The 17466-nt window shown below is 63.4% G+C and carries 14 protein-coding genes; 12 read left to right on the forward strand and 2 right to left on the reverse strand.

Features of this window, described 5'->3' with window-relative positions:
• Positions 1 to 8: 8 nt before the first annotated feature.
• The 5 genes from purH to BM229_RS12220 all read left to right on the forward strand — a co-directional run bounded on the left by purH (position 9) and on the right by BM229_RS12220 (position 5393).
• Positions 9 to 1595 carry a bifunctional phosphoribosylaminoimidazolecarboxamide formyltransferase/IMP cyclohydrolase gene (gene purH / locus BM229_RS12200; protein ID WP_093927888.1) on the forward strand — a complete coding sequence of 529 codons (1587 nt, stop codon included), beginning with the start codon at positions 9 to 11 and terminating at the stop codon, positions 1593 to 1595.
• Positions 1596 to 1610: 15 nt separating this feature from the next.
• The gene (gene lspA, locus BM229_RS12205) at positions 1611 to 2099 is read left to right on the forward strand and encodes a signal peptidase II (protein WP_093927889.1); all 489 of its coding nucleotides are present in this window, start codon (positions 1611 to 1613) and stop codon (positions 2097 to 2099) included.
• A gap of 51 nt (positions 2100 to 2150) precedes the next feature.
• Complete coding sequence (locus BM229_RS12210) at positions 2151 to 2663, forward strand: DUF3035 domain-containing protein (protein WP_093927890.1); 513 nt, start codon at positions 2151 to 2153, stop codon at positions 2661 to 2663.
• Between the two features lie 64 nt (positions 2664 to 2727).
• On the forward strand, positions 2728 to 4074 hold the full coding sequence (locus tag BM229_RS12215; RefSeq protein WP_244152166.1) for a M16 family metallopeptidase: 1347 nt from the start codon (positions 2728 to 2730) through the stop codon (positions 4072 to 4074).
• Positions 4071 to 5393: a M16 family metallopeptidase gene (locus tag BM229_RS12220; RefSeq protein ID WP_093927892.1), complete on the forward strand. Its 1323-nt coding sequence runs from the start codon at positions 4071 to 4073 to the stop codon at positions 5391 to 5393. The genes BM229_RS12215 and BM229_RS12220 overlap by 4 nt, the downstream gene beginning before the upstream one ends.
• 57 nt (positions 5394 to 5450) lie before the next feature.
• Here the strand turns inward: BM229_RS12220 and BM229_RS12225 are convergent, their stop codons facing one another.
• Together BM229_RS12225 and deoC are read right to left on the reverse strand one after the other, a co-directional pair.
• Positions 5451 to 7796: an aldehyde dehydrogenase family protein gene (locus tag BM229_RS12225; RefSeq protein ID WP_093927893.1), complete on the reverse strand. Its 2346-nt coding sequence runs from the start codon at positions 7794 to 7796 to the stop codon at positions 5451 to 5453.
• Positions 7797 to 7840: 44 nt separating this feature from the next.
• Entirely contained in the window at positions 7841 to 8854 is a 1014-nt protein-coding gene (deoC, locus tag BM229_RS12230) for a deoxyribose-phosphate aldolase (RefSeq protein WP_093927894.1), read from the reverse strand.
• A gap of 175 nt (positions 8855 to 9029) precedes the next feature.
• On the opposite strand from deoC, the gene BM229_RS12235 reads away from it, so the two are divergent.
• The 7 genes from BM229_RS12235 (at position 9030) to BM229_RS12265 (ending at position 17370) form a co-directional block, all read left to right on the forward strand.
• Complete coding sequence (locus BM229_RS12235; RefSeq protein ID WP_093927895.1) at positions 9030 to 10019, forward strand: metal ABC transporter solute-binding protein, Zn/Mn family; 990 nt, start codon at positions 9030 to 9032, stop codon at positions 10017 to 10019.
• A gap of 3 nt (positions 10020 to 10022) precedes the next feature.
• Positions 10023 to 10817, forward strand: a complete 795-nt coding sequence (locus BM229_RS12240) for a metal ABC transporter ATP-binding protein (RefSeq protein WP_093927896.1) — start codon at positions 10023 to 10025, stop codon at positions 10815 to 10817.
• The gene (locus tag BM229_RS12245) at positions 10814 to 12019 is read left to right on the forward strand and encodes a metal ABC transporter permease (RefSeq protein WP_093927897.1); all 1206 of its coding nucleotides are present in this window, start codon (positions 10814 to 10816) and stop codon (positions 12017 to 12019) included. Before BM229_RS12240 ends, BM229_RS12245 begins: the two co-directional genes overlap by 4 nt.
• Positions 12016 to 12945 carry a metal ABC transporter permease gene (locus tag BM229_RS12250; protein WP_093927898.1) on the forward strand — a complete coding sequence of 310 codons (930 nt, stop codon included), beginning with the start codon at positions 12016 to 12018 and terminating at the stop codon, positions 12943 to 12945. Before BM229_RS12245 ends, BM229_RS12250 begins: the two co-directional genes overlap by 4 nt.
• A gap of 283 nt (positions 12946 to 13228) precedes the next feature.
• Positions 13229 to 15115 (forward strand): DNA mismatch repair endonuclease MutL, encoded by a 1887-nt coding sequence (gene mutL / locus BM229_RS12255; protein ID WP_093927899.1) that lies wholly within the window; start codon positions 13229 to 13231, stop codon positions 15113 to 15115.
• On the forward strand, positions 15112 to 16356 hold the full coding sequence (locus tag BM229_RS12260; RefSeq protein WP_093927900.1) for a DNA recombination protein RmuC: 1245 nt from the start codon (positions 15112 to 15114) through the stop codon (positions 16354 to 16356). Before mutL ends, BM229_RS12260 begins: the two co-directional genes overlap by 4 nt.
• A complete protein-coding gene (locus BM229_RS12265) occupies positions 16357 to 17370 on the forward strand; it encodes a pyridoxal-phosphate dependent enzyme (protein ID WP_093927901.1) in 1014 nt (337 codons plus the stop codon).
• The last annotated feature ends 96 nt before the right edge of the window (positions 17371 to 17466 follow it).

Genomic DNA, 17466 nt, shown 5'->3' on the forward strand with positions numbered 1-17466 from the left:
CCAGCCCCATGCCCGATCTCTATCCCATCAAACGCGCGCTTCTTTCCGTATCCGACAAGACCGGTCTTTTGGACCTTGGCAAAGCTTTGGCGGCGCGGGGCGTGGAACTGCTCAGCACCGGCGGCACCGCGAAAGCACTGCGTGACGCGGGGCTTGAGGTGTTGGATGTGGCCGATGTGACGGGCTTTCCCGAGATGATGGATGGGCGCGTGAAAACGCTGCACCCGGTGGTCCACGGCGGTCTGCTGGCCCTGCGCGACAATGACGAACACGTCGGCGCGATGAACGAACATAACATTGGCGCGATCGATCTGGTGGTGGTGAACCTCTACCCCTTCGAGGAAACTGTCGCCAAGGGCGCGGAATACGGCGAGGTGATCGAGAATATCGACATCGGCGGCCCGGCGATGATCCGTTCGGCAGCCAAGAACCACGGTTTCGTCAACGTCGTGGTGGATGTCGAAGACTACGCCGAGGTCATCGCAGAGATGGAGGCCAACGACGGCCAGACATCTTACGCGCTGCGCCAGCGTTTGGCCCAAACCGCCTATGCCCGCACCGCCGCCTATGACACTGCCGTCAGCACTTGGATGGCCGAACAGGTCGAGGTCACCCCGCGCCGCCGCACCTTTGGCGGCACGCTGGCGCAAACCCTGCGCTATGGTGAGAACCCGCACCAGCAGGCGGCGTTCTACACTGACGGCTCCACCGCGCCGGGTCTGGCGAACGCCGTGCAGCATCAGGGCAAGGAGTTGTCCTACAACAACATCAACGACACCGACGCGGCCTTTGCGCTGGTCAGTGAATTTGACCCCAAGGACGGCCCCGCCTGCGCGATCATCAAACACGCCAACCCCTGCGGCGTGGCGCGGGGCGAGACGATGCTGGAGGCCTACAAGCGCGCTTTTGACTGCGACCGCACCTCGGCTTTCGGCGGCATCATCGCGTTGAACCAACCGCTCGATGGCCCGACTGCCGAAGCCATTGCTGCGATCTTTACCGAGGTTGTCATCGCACCGGGCGCGGATGAGGACGCCAAACGCATCTTCGCCGCCAAGAAGAACCTGCGTCTGCTGACCACCGAAGGTCTGGCCGACCCTGCCGCCGCTGCTTTGGCCGTGCGTCAGGTCTCGGGCGGGTTCCTTGTGCAGGACAAAGACGTGGGCCGCGTCAGCCGCGATGACCTCAAGGTCGTGACCAAGCGCAAGCCGTCGGATCAAGAACTCGACGACATGCTGTTCGCTTGGACCGTGGCGAAACACGTCAAATCCAACGCCATCATCTACGTCAAAGACGGTGCCACAGTCGGCGTTGGCGCAGGCCAGATGAGCCGGGTGGACAGCACCCGCATCGCCGCGCGCAAGGCGCAAGATATGGCCGAGGTAATGGACATCGAAGCGCCGCTGACCCAAGGCTCGGTCGTGGCCTCCGATGCGTTCTTCCCCTTTGCCGACGGTCTTATCACGGCGGCAGAGGCCGGTGCCACGGCGCTGATCCAGCCCGGCGGCTCCATGCGGGACGACGAGGTGATCGCGGCAGCGGATGAAGCGGGCCTTGCCATGGTCTTCACCAATATGCGCCACTTCCGGCACTAAGCGAAGGGCAGCACCATGCGGACATTCGGCATCGCGGCCTTTGTGGCCTTTCTGATCGATCAGATCAGCAAATATGTGGTCATTCACATGATGGAACTGGCACGTATCCGTTCCATTGATGTGCTGCCGCCGGTGCTGAACTTCCGCTATGGTGAAAACCGCGGCATCAACTTCGGCCTCGGTGGCGACATGAGCCAATGGGTGCTCATTGTGCTGGCGCTGGCGATCTGCGCGGGCGTCACTGTTTGGCTGTGGCGCAGCCCGCATGGGCGTTGGGCGCAACTGAGCGGCGGGATGTTGGTCGGCGGGGCGCTGGCGAATGTGGCGGATCGGCTGATCTATGGCTATGTGCTCGATTTCCTGAATAACTCTTGCTGTGGCATCAATAATCCCTTTGTTTACAACCTTGCCGATGTCTTCATTTTCGCCGGAGCCTTGGGCCTGATCCTCTTTACCGGAGAGCCAAAAAGCGCGTCCAAGCGCCGGGGCAAAAAAGGTCAGTGACATTGCCCGCCTGCCTGCGATATTGAGAGGCAGACCCCGAAAGGAGACACCATGCGTCGCATTGCCCTCATCAGCTTGATCCCGCTGGCCCTCGCCGCCTGCAGCAATCAGGGCCTTCGCGATTTGCAGCCTGTTTCTGACGGCCCGGATGAGTTCTTGATCCAACCGGTCAAGCCGCTGGAACGCCCTGACAGTTTGAACAGCTTGCCCGTCCCCACACCGGGGCAGGCGAACCTGACCGATCGTTCGGCGATTGCAGAAGGCGTTGCAGCCTTTGGCGGGCGATTGGATACATCCGGTGGTATCCCCGCAGGCGACGCAGCACTGGTGCAACATGCAGGCCGGATGGGTGTACAGCCCGGTATTCGCGGCACATTGGCGCAGTCCGATGCCGAGTTCCGCAAACGCAAGGGTCGCTTCACCCAGTTCCGCATCGTGCCGGTGGATCGCTACAGCCAAGCCTACCAGCGGCAAACACTCGATGCCTATAGCGAGGCAGAGCGCTGGCGCAACGCAGGCGGGCGTACGCCGTCTTACCCTCCGCAAGACACACGTTTTCGCTAGGCTTCTTGAATGTAGCGTCAGACCGCGTAGGTAATGCGGGAGGCGATATATTTCGAGGTAAGCAATGATCCGACTGCCGATGATGGCGGCCCTGGTGGCGACGCTCTTCACAGCCCCCTCCGCGCAGGCGCGCGATAACGAGAATGAGGCGGTAACCCATTTCACCCTCGATAACGGCATGGAGGTCGTGGTCGTCGAAGACCACCGCGCCCCGGTCGTGCAGCAGATGGTCTGGTACCGCGCAGGCTCAGCCGATGAACCCAAAGGGTCATCCGGGGTGGCGCATTTTCTTGAACACCTGCTGTTCAAAGCCACCGATAAGCTGGAGTCGGGCGAATTTTCCGCCACCGTGGCCGCCAACGGCGGACGCGACAATGCCTTCACCAGCTACGATTACACCGCCTATTTCCAGCGCGTCGCCGCTGACCGTCTCGGCCTGATGATGGAGATGGAGGCCGACCGGATGAAGAACATCCGCCTCACCCCCGAAAACATCGAAACCGAACGCGATGTGATTTTGGAAGAGCGCAACCAGCGGACCGAGAACAACCCCGCCGCCCTGTTCAGCGAACAGCTCAACGCCGCGCAATATCTCAACCACCGCTACGGCGTGCCGATCATCGGCTGGAAACATGAGATGGAGGAGTTGGACCTCGAAGATGCGCTGTCGTTCTATGAGCTCTACTATTCGCCCAACAACGCCATCCTTGTGGTCTCCGGCGATGTGATGCCCGAGGACGTACGCGAATTGGCCGAAGCCACCTATGGTCAGATCCCCGCTAACCCGGAGTTACCCGAGCGCCTGCGCACCGCAGAGCCGCCGCAGATCGCCGAACGCCGGTTGATCTACAAAGATGCCCGCGTGGCCCAGCCCTATGTGCGCCGCTCCTACCTCGCGCAGGAGCGCGACAGCGGTGCGCAGGAAGGGGCGGCGGCGCTTTTGCTTCTCAGCGAATTGCTGGGCGGCGGCACAACCTCCTACCTCGCTGAAAAGCTGCAATTCGACGAACAGATCGCCAATTACACCGGCGCCTTTTACAAGGCTGATACGCTCGACGACACGACCTTTGATGTCGTGGTGCTGCCCGTGCCCGGCGTTAGCCTCCAGCAGGCCGAAGAGGCGCTGGACGAGGTGCTCGTGCAATTCATGGAGGCCGGGGTGGACCCCGAGCATCTTGAGCGCCTCAAGGCGCAATTGCGCGCTGATCAGATTTACGCCCGCGACGATGCCGACCGCGTGGCAAACCGCTATGGCTCGGCCCTCGCCATCGGCCTAACGGTGCAAGACGTGCAAGATTGGCCCGACGTGCTGCAAGCCGTCACCGCCGAAGACATCATGCAGGCGGCCCGCACCCTGTTCGACAAACGCGCATCGGTCACCGGATGGCTGATGAAGGAGGACGCGCAATGAGATTTTTCTACGCCCTGATCTTGTCGGCGTTTGCCGCACTCCCCGCCCGTGCCGAAGTCGACATTCAACCCGTCACCAGCCCCGGCGGCATCACCGCTTGGCTGGTCGAAGAACATTCGATCCCCTTTGTTGCCTTGGAAATCCGTTTCCGGGGCGGCGCATCTCTGGACGCCCCCGGCAAACGCGGCGCGATCAACCTGATGACCGGCCTTCTGGAAGAGGGCGCAGGCGACATGGACGCGCGTGCCTTCAGCCGCGAGACCGAAGCGCTGGCAACCAACCTCAGCTTCGACGTGTCGGATGACTCGCTTTCCGTCTCGGCCCGTTTCCTGACCGAAAACCGCGACGCCTCCATCGAGCTTCTGCGCGCCGCATTGTTGGAGCCGCGCTTTGACGAAGATGCGGTAGAGCGGGTGCGCGGTCAGGTGATCTCAAACATCCAGTCGAACCAGAAAGACCCGAATGAGATCGCCCGCCAGACCTTCGACAAGATCGCCTTTGGCGACCATCCCTATGGCAGTTCTCTAAACGGCACGCTTGAGACGGTGGCCGGGTTGACCCGCGACGACTTGATTGAGGCGCATAGCGCCGTGCTGGCCCGTGACCGCATCTATGTCGGCGCCGTGGGCGACATCACCCCCGAAGAACTGGGCAAGCTGCTCGATACCCTGCTGGGCGATCTGCCCGCCAAGGGTGCGCCGATGCCCCCGCGCACCGATGTGGATATCCCCGCGGGCACAACCGTGGTCGATTTCGCCACACCGCAATCCGTTGCGATCTTCGGCCAGCCGGGCCTCGCGCAGGACGATCCCGATTGGTTCACTGCGACAGTGCTGAACCACGTCCTCGGCGGCGGCGGTTTCGAATCCCGTCTCATGACCGAGGTGCGCGAGAAGCGTGGCTTGACCTACGGCGTCTATTCCTACCTCGCCCCGCGTGATCTGGCTGAGACCTACCTCGGCTCCGTCAGTTCGGCCAATGACCGTATCGGTGAGGCGATTGACGTGATCCGCGCCGAATGGGCCAAAGCCGTTGTTGAAGGCATCACGCAAGAGGAACTGGAGGCCGCCAAGACCTATATCACCGGCGCTTATCCCCTGCGTTTTGACGGAAACAGCCCGATTGCCAATATCCTCGTCGGCATGCAGATGCTTGATCTGCCGACCGACTATATCGCGACCCGCAACGACAAGGTCGAAGCGGTCACGCTGGACGACGTCAAGCGCGTCGCGGCGGATTTGCTGGACCCGGAGAACCTGCACTTCGTCGTGGTCGGCCAGCCTGAAGGGCTTGAGGCTTCCACCTTACCGCAGGAATGACAAAAGCGCCGCTCCCGAAAAGGGGCGGCGCTTTCAACTTGTCTCGGGCGTCAGGGCTTATTCGCCGTAGGGCACCCAGATATTCTTGACCTCTGTCGCGGCCTGCAAGAATGCACGCCCCGCGCCTTCGGCCCCGAACCAATCGCGCGCCATGCCGTGGTTGACCCAAGTGCGCTTGATATTGCTCGCCGCGCCTTTCTCAACCACGCCGGACAGTTCCGCCGCGCCAAAGCTCCAGACGGCATCAATGTCCATATGCCGCGCCATCGGGTCGGCCAGATCGGCCTGCGGCCCGGTCAGGATATTCACCACACCGGCAGGCACGTCGGAAGTCTCCAAAACCTGCACGAAATCGGTCGCCGCCAGCGGGAAGGGTTCGCTCGCCGAAAGGATCACGCGGTTGCCCATGGCGATGGCGGGGGCCATGCAAGAAATCAGGCCCAAAAGCGGTGCCTCTGCCGGGCAAAGCGCCCCGATCACGCCCACAGGCTCCTTCATCGCCAGCGCCACGCCCCGGATCGGCACCCCATGCACCTGACCGTCGTATTTGTCGGCCCAAGCGGCATAGGTGAACAGCCGGTCAATGGCGGCATCAACCTCCTTGCGACCCGCCTTCGCCCCCTGCATCGCATCCAGCCGCGCGGCGAATTCATCGCCCCGCGCTGAGAGGTTCTCGGCAATATAATAAAGGATCTGCGCCCGCAGATGGCCAGAGGTTTTCGACCACCCCTTCGCCGCATGCGCCGCCTCAACGGCGTTGCGCACATCTTTGCGGTTGGCGAGGCTGACATGCCCCAAAAGCCCGCCGGACTTGCCCCAGACCGGTGCGGAATACCCCCCATCGGGCCGGGCTTGCTTGCCCCCGATATAAAGCTTTGCCGTGCGGTCGATCCCGTCTTCCGGGCCACCTTCACCGGTGAAGGCTTCGATCTCCTTCAACGGTTTGGCGGAAACCTTGGGCTTGGTATAGCCCGCCAGACCTTCCCAGCCGCCCTCACGGCCAAAGCCGCTCTCGCGTTTGCCGCCAAACCCGGCCGCCGCATCCATCATATTGGTGCCGTTGATCCAAACGATCCCGGTCTCCAACTGCGGCGCAATATCAAGGGCGAGATTCACATTCTCGGTCCAGACCGTCGCCGCCAGCCCATAGCGCGTGTTGTTGGCAAGCTGCACCGCCTCGCTCGGCGTGCGGAAGGTGGTGGAGACCAACACCGGCCCGAAAATCTCTTCCTGCATCAGTGTATCGGCCGGGTTCAGTCCGGTGATCAGCGTCGGCGGATAGAAACACCCATTCTCAGGCATCTCCCCCGGCGTGACAAACCGCTCGCCCGCAGTGTTCGCCTCCACCATCTCGCTCACGCGCTTGTATTGCACCGGGTCGGCCAGCGCGCCCACGTCAATGCTCTTGTCCAGCGGATCGCCGATACGCAGCTTCTCCATCCGGGTGCGCAGCTTGGCATAGAACCGGTCCGCAACAGGCTCATGCACCAGTAACCGCGAGCCCGCACAGCAGACCTGCCCCTGATTGAACCAAATCGCGTCAACCAGCCCCTCAACGGCGCTATCAAGATCGGCGTCATCAAAGACGATGTAGGGCGACTTGCCGCCCAACTCCAAAGTCAGCGCCTTGCCCGAGCCTGCCGTCGCCTTACGAATGCGGCGCCCCACGGCGGTGGAGCCGGTAAAGGCGATCTTGTCGATATCCTCATGGGTGACGATCATCTCGCCCACGGCACCATCACCGGTGACAATGTTAACCACACCCTTCGGCAGGCCCGCCTGACGGCAAATGTCAGCAAAGAGCAGCGCTGTCAGCGAAGTATACTCCGCAGGCTTCAACACCACCGTGTTGCCCATCGCCAGCGCGGGCGCGATCTTCCACGCCAGCATCAATAGCGGGAAGTTCCACGGAATGATCTGCCCACAAACCCCAAGCGCCTGCGCATCGGGCAACTCGTTGTCCATCAACTGCGCCATGCCCGCGTGATAATAGAAATGTCGCTGCGCCAAAGGCACGTCGATATCGCGCGCCTCACGGATCGGCTTGCCGTTGTCCAAGACCTCCAAGACCGCAAACAACCGCGCGTGTTTCTGCAACAACCGCGCCAGCGCATAGATATGCCGCGCCCGGCCATGGCCGCCCAGCTTCTCCCACTTCGGCTGCGCCTTTCGCGCGGCCTTCACCGCGCTATCAACATCACCCTGCGTCGCCTGCGTCAGACTTGCCAAAACCTCACCCGTCGCCGGGTTGGTGCTGTCAAAACCTGCTCCCGGCGCGGTGAACGCCCCATCAATGAAGTGACCAAAACGCCCGCCCTGATCGACGATCCACGCCAGCGCATCTGCCGCCGATTCCGGGGCCGGCCCGTATTCCATGCTCTCAAAAATCTCGGACACGCTCATGCCTTCATCCTTTTCCAAATACCGTCCCGCAGCCTGCAACAGGCTCAGGAGGTCGCGTGGCGGTAAGCCGCCGAATAGTTGCCGGTCACATGATGTTCCAACTGCCGCTCGATGTCGCCCAAGAGCGAAGACGCCCCAAAGCGGAACAGGTCGGGCTGCAACCAACGGTCGCCCAACTCTTCCTTCATCAGCGCCAAATAGGTGATCGCATCCTTGGCCTTCGAGATGCCGCCCGCGGGCTTGTAGCCCACGCGCACACCGGTGCGCTCATAATACTCACGGATCGCGCGGATCATCACGAGGCTAACAGGCAGGGTGGCGTTGACGCTTTCCTTGCCGGTCGAGGTCTTGATGAAATCGGCCCCGGCCATCATGCAAACCAGCGACGCGCGCGCGACATTGCGCAGCGAGCCCAATTCGCCGGTGGCAAGGATCGCTTTCACATGGGCCTCGCCGCAGGCCTCGCGGAAGGCGCGCATTTCATCGTAAAGCGCCTGCCAGTCGCCCGAGAGCACATGACGGCGCGAGATCACGATGTCGATCTCTGTCGCCCCTGCCTCAACGCTCATCTCGATCTCGCGGATGCGCAGTTCCAGCGGCGACAGGCCCGCCGGGAAACCGGTGGAAACGGCAGCGATCGGGATATTGGTCCCTTCCAGCGCCTTGCGCGCGGCGGGGATCATCTCGTGGTACACACAAACCGCACCGGTGGTGATCGGGGCCATGCCAAGCGCATCAAGCAGATCGGGCGCAATCGGTTGGCGCGCCTTGGCGCAGAGCCGCTCAACCCGGCGCGCGGTATCGTCGCCCGATAGGGTCGTCAGGTCGATACAGGTCACGGCGCGGAGCAGCCACGCGGCCTGATGCGCCTTTTTCAGCGAACGGCGGGCGGGCAGGGCGGCGGCGCGGCGCTCGATCGCCGAGGTGTTCGCCTGCACAGAGCGCAGCCAATCCATATCAAGCGGCATAGGCTCGACACGTCGTTCGGTCACTTGCGGCAGATGGCCGGTCGCGCCGGTTTCAGTCGTGCTTTCGCGCGGGGTCGTTTGGGTGGCCATCGGGTCTCTCCGGTTTGGTCAGGCGGGCAAAATGACATGGGGCCGGGGGCAAGGCAAGCGACGCTAACCCCGCGTCACGGGGCGATTGCCCGAAAAACAGGCAAGATGCCGCAATTGTTAATGAGAACCATTCTCAACTGTTGACTTAATTGAGAATCGTTCTCATTAATGTCTCATGGAAAATACATCTGACCTGCTTCGCCCTTCCCGCCGCACCGCTTTAATCGGTGGCATCAGTGCCGTTGCACTTCTCGGGGCTACGCCAGCCGCCTTCGCAGCGCAAAAACTTAACGTTGTCGCGACGATAGGGATGATCGCCGACGCCGCTCGCCGCGTGGGGGGCGAATTGGTCGAGGTCCGCTCGCTCATGGGTTCAGGGGTCGATCCGCACAGCTACCGCCAGACGCGCAGTGACATCGTGGCGCTGACACGGGCCGATCTGGTGCTCTGGCATGGTCTCTACCTTGAGGCGCAGATGGAGCGGTTTTTCGAGGATCTGGGCCGCAAGCGCGCCGTGGTTGCCGTGGCCGATGCACTGCCCAAGGACGATTTGCTCAGCCATCCGGATTACGAGGGCCGCTATGATCCGCATGTCTGGATGGACCCGAACACATGGTTTGCTGTGGTTGATGAAGTCACCCGCGCCCTGACCGAGGCCCAGCCTGCGGGAGCCGAGACTTTCGCCCAGAACGCGGCCACCTACCGCGCCGAGCTGGAACATCTGGCCAGCTATGCCGCCGAGACCGTGGCACAGGTGCCAGAGAGCCAGCGCGTGCTGGTCACAGCCCACGACGCATTCAGCTATTTCGGACGCGCCTTTGGGTTCGAGGTGATCGGCATTCAGGGCATCTCAACCAACAGCGAGGCGGGGCTGAACCGCATCTCTGCATTGGTCGATGAACTGGTCGACCGCGAAATCGGCGCCGTCTTTGTCGAAACGTCGGTTTCCGACCGCAACATGCGCGCGCTGGTCGAAGGCGCTGCGGCGCGCGGTCATGAGGTCGTGATCGGCGGCTCGCTCTATAGCGACGCCATGGGGGAACCGGGTAGCTATGAGGGCACTTATATCGGTATGATCGATCACAACGTCACCACCATCGCCCGCGCACTTGGCGCGTCGGTGGATGCGGGCGGGATGAACGGCAAGCTGGTACAGGGAAGCTGATCCATGACACTTGAACTCGCCAGCAACCGTGAGACCGCGCCCACCTCCCGCGCCGATAGCCCGCTCGCCGTGCGCGGCATGACCGTCTCCTACGGACAGAAGCCAGCGGTTTTTTCGGTCGATATGACCGTTGAGCCGGGCAATATGACCGCGATCATCGGCCCGAATGGTGCGGGTAAGTCGACTTTGCTCAAGGCCGCCTTAGGCATTCTGACGCCGCTGGCGGGCACCGCCACCGTCTATGGCAAGCCGGTCTCCGAACAACGTCACCGCATCGCCTATGTGCCGCAGCGCGCCAGCGTGGATTGGGATTTCCCGACCCGCGTGATCGACGTGGTGCTGATGGGGCTCTATCCGCAACTGGGCCTGCTTGGCCGCATCCGCCCTGTGCACCGCGCCCGCGCTACCGATTGTCTGGCCCGCGTCGGGATGGAAGATTTCGCCACCCGTCAGATCGGCCAGCTTTCCGGTGGCCAGCAACAGCGGGTGTTTCTTGCGCGGGCTTTGGCGCAGGATGCAGACCTCTATCTGCTGGACGAACCCTTTGCCGGGGTCGATGCGGCAACCGAAAAGGCGATCATCGCCGTGCTGAAATCGCTGCGCGACGCAGGCAAAACGGTTGTGGCGGTTCACCATGACCTATCGACCGTGGCCGAGTATTTCGACAATGTTTTCCTGATCAACACCCACCGCGTCGCCGAAGGCAGTGTCGAAGAGGTGTTCCAAGCCAACCACTTGCAAGACGCCTATGGCGGCCGCTTGGCGGGTGCGCAGATGGATGCGTTGCAGCTGTCATGATCTGGGACGCGCTGACGCTGCAACTGGGCTATAACGCCACGCTGGTAACACTTGGGGCCACCCTGCTGGGCATGGCTGCGGGGGTTGGCGGCACCTTTCTATTCCTGCGCAAGCGGGCGCTTGTCAGCGATGCGATCTCGCATGCGACGCTACCGGGTGTGGCGCTGGCTTTCATGGTGATGGTCGCGCTTGGCGGGGACGGCCGCAACCTGATCGGCCTGCTGCTGGGCGCGGCCTTGTCTGCGGCGGCGGGGTTGCTTTTGGTCTCATGGCTCAGCAACCGCACACGGCTGGCCGAAGATGCGGCGATTGGCTCGGTCCTGTCGGTCTTCTTTGGGCTTGGCATCGTCTTGCTGACGGTGATCCAGACCATGAGCGCGGGGCGACAGGCGGGGCTGGAGGATTTTCTCTTGGGCTCTACCGCCGGGATGCTGCGCAACGATGCGCTGATCATCGCCGTCGCGGCGGCGCTGACGCTGGCGCTGGTGCTGCTCTTGCGCCGCCCGCTGACATTGGCGTCGTTTGATCCCGAATATGGCACCGCCATTGGCCAGAACGTGCCGCGCACCGATCTGGCGATGATGGGGCTGGTATTGGCCGTGACGGTAGTGGGGCTCAAGATCGTCGGGCTGATCCTGATCGTCGCACTGCTGATCATCCCGCCCGTCACCGCCCGGTTCTGGAGCGAGCGGACCGATCACGTGGTGCTGATCTCCGGCGCGCTTGGCGGCATCGCGGCCTATGTCGGCGCGGCGCTGTCGGCGGCGCAACCAAACCTGCCGACGGGACCGATCATCGTGCTGGTGGGCTTTGCGCTCTTTGCGCTGTCGCTGCTGCTGGCCCCGGGGCGCGGAGCGCTGTCGGCTCTGCTACGCCACCGCCGGTACCAGCGCCGGGTGCATCTGCGGCAGGGGCTACTGGCGTTGGCCCATGGGCAACCGATCTACGAACAACTCACCCTCCGTCTGCTGCGCGCCGAGGGCTATGCGCTGCCCGATGGGGTCGCCACCAAAGCAGGCCGGGGCCGCGCCGCCAAGGCGCTGCGGGATGAGACCCGCTGGCAGCTCATCCGCCGCGATCCGGCATACGAGGCGGCGGCCCAGCAATATGACGGTCTAACCCCCATCGAGACGGTGCTGACCGCCGACCAAATCCGCGAAATTGACAGCCGCATCGACATGCGCGGCGGGGTGATGGCATGAACGGTTCTGAATTTGTCCCCCTCTCACTGGTGCCGATGCTGACCGGCATCTTCGTCGCCGTGGCCTGTGCCCTGCCGGGGAATTTCCTCGTCCTGCGCCGCCAAGCGCTGATCGGCGATGCGATCAGCCATGTGGTGCTGCCGGGGATCGTCGTGGCGTTCCTGCTGACCGGCGTGGTCAGCACTTGGCCGATGCTGCTGGGCGCTGCGGGGGCGGCGCTGGTCGCCGTGCTGGCCATCGAAGGCGTGCTGCGTTTGGGCAAGATCGAATCCGGCGCGGCGATGGGCGTGGTCTTTACCGCGATGTTCGCGGGCGGCGTGCTGCTGCTTGAGCAATCAGACACCAGCAATGTGCATCTCGACGTGGAACATGCGCTTTACGGTAACCTTGAAAGCCTGATCTGGCTGGATGCGACCGGCTGGGGGTCGCTGTTCGACCCCGAGGCGCTGGCGACCCTCCCGGTGGAGCTGCCGCGCATGGCGGTGACGCTGCTCTTCGTCGCGCTTTTTACCGCGATCTTCTGGCGACCGCTCAAGATCAGCACCTTCGACGAGGGCTTCGCCCGTACCATCGGCATGAAGACCGGGCCACTGGGCCTAGGGCTGGTGATCGTTGCCGCCATCGCCGCCGTCGCAGCCTTTGACGCGGTGGGCAGTATCATCGTCATCGCCATGTTCATCTGCCCCCCCGCCGCCGCGCGGATGATGACCAACCGTTTGGAGTACCAGATTGCGTGGTCGGTGCTTTTTGCCACGCTAGCCGCTGTGCTGGGCTATGTGCTGGCGGGGTACGGGCCGCTTTGGATCGGCATGCGGGATTCGGTGTCCGCGGCGGGGATGATCGCCACGGTTTCAGGGGTTATCCTTGGGTTTTCGGCACTTATGGGGCCGCATCGGCAAAGAGGCGCTGCTGCCCCCGCCGCTTAATCGAATCGCAACGATTCGTTTTCTGGGCAACCGATTCGCTTTTGCTTTGACCTGTGATTCGTCCTGCGTCTATACAGGTGGCAAGCTCCTTCGGAGACGACTTGTACCCGGGTCGCCCGCCGCGCTGATAAGACCGGAATAACAAAAGCACCAGTGCGCCGAGTAGCCGACCCAGAAGCGGATCGCCCCAGTCTTGGCGGCGGTCCGCTGACTCTGTCTTCCCCCTCTGATAGACGCAATCCGATCTGGCAGAATCGGAACGGCCCATGCTAGGTCTTGCGGTATGCCAAGCCCGACCCCCAATATAAGCGAAAACCGCCCCGTCATCCGCCAGTTGGACGATTCCGCGATCAACCGCATCGCTGCGGGCGAGGTGGTCGAACGCCCCGCTTCCGCCGTGAAGGAACTGGTCGAGAACGCCATAGATGCGGGCGCGCGGCGCATCACCGTAGAATATGCCGACGGTGGCAAGACGATGATCCGCGTGACCGACGATGGCTGCGGCATCGCGCCCGAAGACTTGGCGCTGGCCTTGTCGCGCCACGCGACCTCCAAAATCGATGGCTCTGACCTGCTTGATATCCACACTTTCGGCTTTCGGGGCGAGGCGTTGCCGTCCCTCGGTGCTGTCGGGCGGCTGACCATCACCAGCCGAGCGTCTGGTTTTGACGGGGCCGAGATTACCGTCGACGGTGGCCGCATGGGCGAGGTGCGCCCGGCGGCGCTGAACAGCGGCACCATCGTGACCCTGCGCGATCTGTTTTTCGCCACACCTGCGCGGCTCAAGTTCCTGCGCACGGACCGGGCCGAGGCGCAGGCGATCGGCGATGTCATCAAGCGGCTGGCCATGGCCGAACCCTTCGTGCGCTTCGTGCTGCGCGATGTGTCGGGCGACGGCAAGGGCCGCGATGTGTTCCGCGCCGAGGCTGAGCAGGGCGATCTGTTTGCGGCGCTTCATGGCCGTTTGGCGCAGGTGCTGGGCCGAGAGTTCGCGGAAAACTCCCTGCCGATCGACGCGATGCGCGAGGGGCTGCATCTGACCGGCTTCGCTGCCCTGCCGACCTATTCGCGCGGCTCTGCCGTGGCGCAATATCTCTTCGTGAATGGCCGCCCAGTGCGGGATAAACTGCTGACCGGGGCGCTGCGCGGCGCTTATTTTGACTTCCTCAGCCGCGACCGCCACCCGGCGGCGGCGCTGTTCGTGGAATGCCCGCCAACGCTGGTCGATGTAAACGTGCATCCCGCGAAATCCGAGGTGCGCTTCCGCGATCCCGGTTTGGCGCGCGGGCTGATCGTCTCGGCCCTGCGTCATGCGCTGGCCGAGGCGGGGCACCGCGCTTCGACCACCGTGGCGCAGGCGACCTTGGGCGCGATGCAGCCAGAGCCACAGGGTGCTCGGGTTTATCAGATGGACCGCGCTGGCATGGACCGGCCCAGCCCCGCCGCGCGGCAAGCTGCTTATCAGGCGCAGGCGCCGGGTTTTGCCGAAACTGCGGGCGTCTGGGGCCGGGTGGAGGGCACGCCGATGCCCGAAGCGCCCGCGCCGTTCACTGCCGCGCCCGAGGGCGAGGAAGCGGCCCCCGCCCCCGACTACCCGCTCGGCACCGCTCGGGGGCAGGTGCATGAGAATTACATCATCGCCCAAACCACCAATGGCATGGTCATCGTTGACCAACACGCGGCGCATGAGCGGTTGGTCTATGAAAAACTGAAGCGCCAGATGGAAGCCAACGGCGTCGCCGCCCAAGCGCTGCTGATCCCCGAGATTGTCGAGCTATCCACCAATGACTGCGCGCGGCTGCTGGAACTGGCGGACGAGCTTGCCAAACTCGGCCTTGGCATCGAAGCCTTCGGTGGCAGCGCCATCGCCGTGCGCGAAACGCCCGCGATCCTTGGCACCGTCAACGCCCGCGCGCTGATCCTTGATGTGCTGGACGAATTGGCCGACGGCGACAGCAGCAACATCGTTCAGGCCAAGATCGAAGCGATCCTGAGCCGGGTCGCCTGTCACGGCTCGATCCGCTCGGGCCGTTGGATGCGCGCCGAAGAGATGAACGCGCTGTTGCGCGAGATGGAGGCGACCCCGCACTCCGGCCAGTGCAACCACGGGCGGCCCACCTATGTCGAACTCAAACTCGCCGACATCGAACGGCTTTTCGGGCGCACTTGATGGAGCTTGGCGGCACGACGTTGAACCTGTCTGACCCTGTGACGCTGGCCGCCCTTGCCGGGGCAGGGCTGCTGTTGCTCATCCTTATCTTGCTGATCATGGCGGTCCGCGCCGCTGGCCGCTCGGCCCGCGTGGCCGCCCCCTTGGCGCAGCAGATGCGCGTGCTTGGGGGGCATGTGCAACAGTTGGGGCAGGGGCAGGAGCAGCTGCGCGGCGGGTTGCAGATGGTCTCAGACACACAAAGCAACACCCAAGCGCAGATGATGCAAAGCATGGAGGCGCGGCTTGCCTATGTGCAGCAGCAGATGCAGGACCGGCTGGCCGACAACGCCGCCCGCTCGGCCCGCTCGCTCGCTGAGATGCAGCAGCGCATGACCGAGACGCTGCACGGCTCGTCGAAACGCACCACCACCAGTCTTGCGCAGTTGCAGGAGCGTCTGGCCTCGATCGACAAGGCGCAGGATAATATCACCAAACTGTCGGGCGACGTGCTGTCGCTGCAAGACATCCTCAGCAACAAACAAACGCGCGGATCCTTTGGTGAAATCCAACTGCGCGATATCGTGTCGAAAGCCCTGCCGAGCGACAGCTATTCTTTGCAAGCCACGCTCAGCAACGGCAAGCGGCCCGATTGCCTGATCCATCTGCCCAACCCACCCGGCCCGATCGTGATCGACAGTAAATTCCCGCTAGAGGCCTATGAGGCCCTGCGCCGCGCCAAGACCGAGGCAGAGACCCGCGCCGCTGCCCAGCAGATGAAGGTCGCCGTGCGGGTGCATCTGAATGCCATCGCCGACAAATATATTCTGGAGGGCGAGACAGCCGAGGGCGCCTTGATGTTCCTGCCCTCCGAAGCCGTCTATGCCGAATTGCACGCCAACTTCCCCGAACTGGTCCGCGAGGGGTTTGAAAAGCGCGTTTGGATCGTCAGCCCGACCACCTGCATGGCCACGCTCAACACCATGCGCGCGATCCTGAAAGATGCGCGGATGCGTGAACAAGCGGGGGCGATCCGCCGTGAGTTGGGCAATCTGAACAAGGATGTTGAGCGTCTAGCGATGCGTGTCGGCAACCTCGACCGGCATTTCAGCCAAGCGCGGCGCGATGTCGAGGAGATCAAAGTCAGCAGCGAAAAAGCCGCCAAACGCGCGGGCCGCTTGCATAATTTCGACTTCGAAGAACTGGCAGAAGACAAAACCGAGGCTATTGTTCCCCTAAGGACACCCGAAGGGAACGGCTGAATGAACGACGTGGACATTACCGGGATGACGCTGGAGGCGATGCAGACGCGGGCCGCCGCGTTGCGCAGCGATATCTTGCAAACGCCGGTGGTGACGCTCTCCTCTCCCATGGTTGATGATGTGCTGGGCGGCGCGCGGGTTACGCTCAAGCTGGAGTGTTTTCAGCATACCGGCACCTTCAAGGCCCGCGGCGCGTTGTCGGTGGCGCGCCAGCTTGACGACGACACGCGTGGGCGGGGCATCACCGCAGCCAGTGCGGGCAACCACGCCATCGCAGCAGGCTGGGCCGCGGCCAAGCTTGGCATCAGCGCCAAGGTGGTGATGCAGGACAACGCCAACCCCTTCCGCGTCGCTCTCGCCCGCGCCACCGGGGCCGAGGTCATCCTGAAACCCGCGGGGACCGAGACTTTCGCCGAGGCGGAGCGGCTCGTGCGTGATGAGGGGCGGTTCTTTATCCATCCTTTCGAGGGGCTGCACACCTCGCTCGGCGCTGCCGGCGTGGGGCTGGAACTGATGGCGCAGGTGGCGGATTTGGACGCGGTCGTCGTCTCTGTCGGCGGCGGCGGGCTGATTAGCGGTGTGGCTGCGGCGGTCAAAGCGATCAACCCCGCATGTCGGGTCTATGGCGTGGAGCCTGAAGGGGCCGACAGCATGTCGCAAAGCCTCGCCTCTGGCGCACCCGTGACCATCCCGCAGGTCAATACCATCGCCGACAGCCTTGGCCCGCCGATGGCGCTGCCCTTCGGTCATGCGCTCTGTGCGGTCTATGTCGATGATGTGGTGACGGTCAGCGATGATGCGATCTGCGCCGGGATGGTGGTGCTGCAACAGGCGGCGAAATTGGCGGTGGAACCTGCTGCCGGGGCTGCGATGGCCGGGGCGCTCGGGCCCCTGCGCGGGCAGCTGGCCGGGCGGCGTGTGGGGGTGATCGTCTGCGGGGCGAATATCGACACCGACAGTTATCTGGGCCAGCTAAGCCGCGGACAAGGGGCGCTCGACAGCCTCCTGTCCTAGCGCTCTCCAAGGGGCTTTGCACGCGATCGCGGAACTGCGTGAATTCTTCCAAGAAAATCTATCGGGCGCTGCAACTTTAACACCCCTTTACCCGTG

The sequence above is a fragment of the Sulfitobacter dubius genome, from assembly GCF_900113435.1.
Classification (GTDB): domain Bacteria; phylum Pseudomonadota; class Alphaproteobacteria; order Rhodobacterales; family Rhodobacteraceae; genus Sulfitobacter; species Sulfitobacter dubius.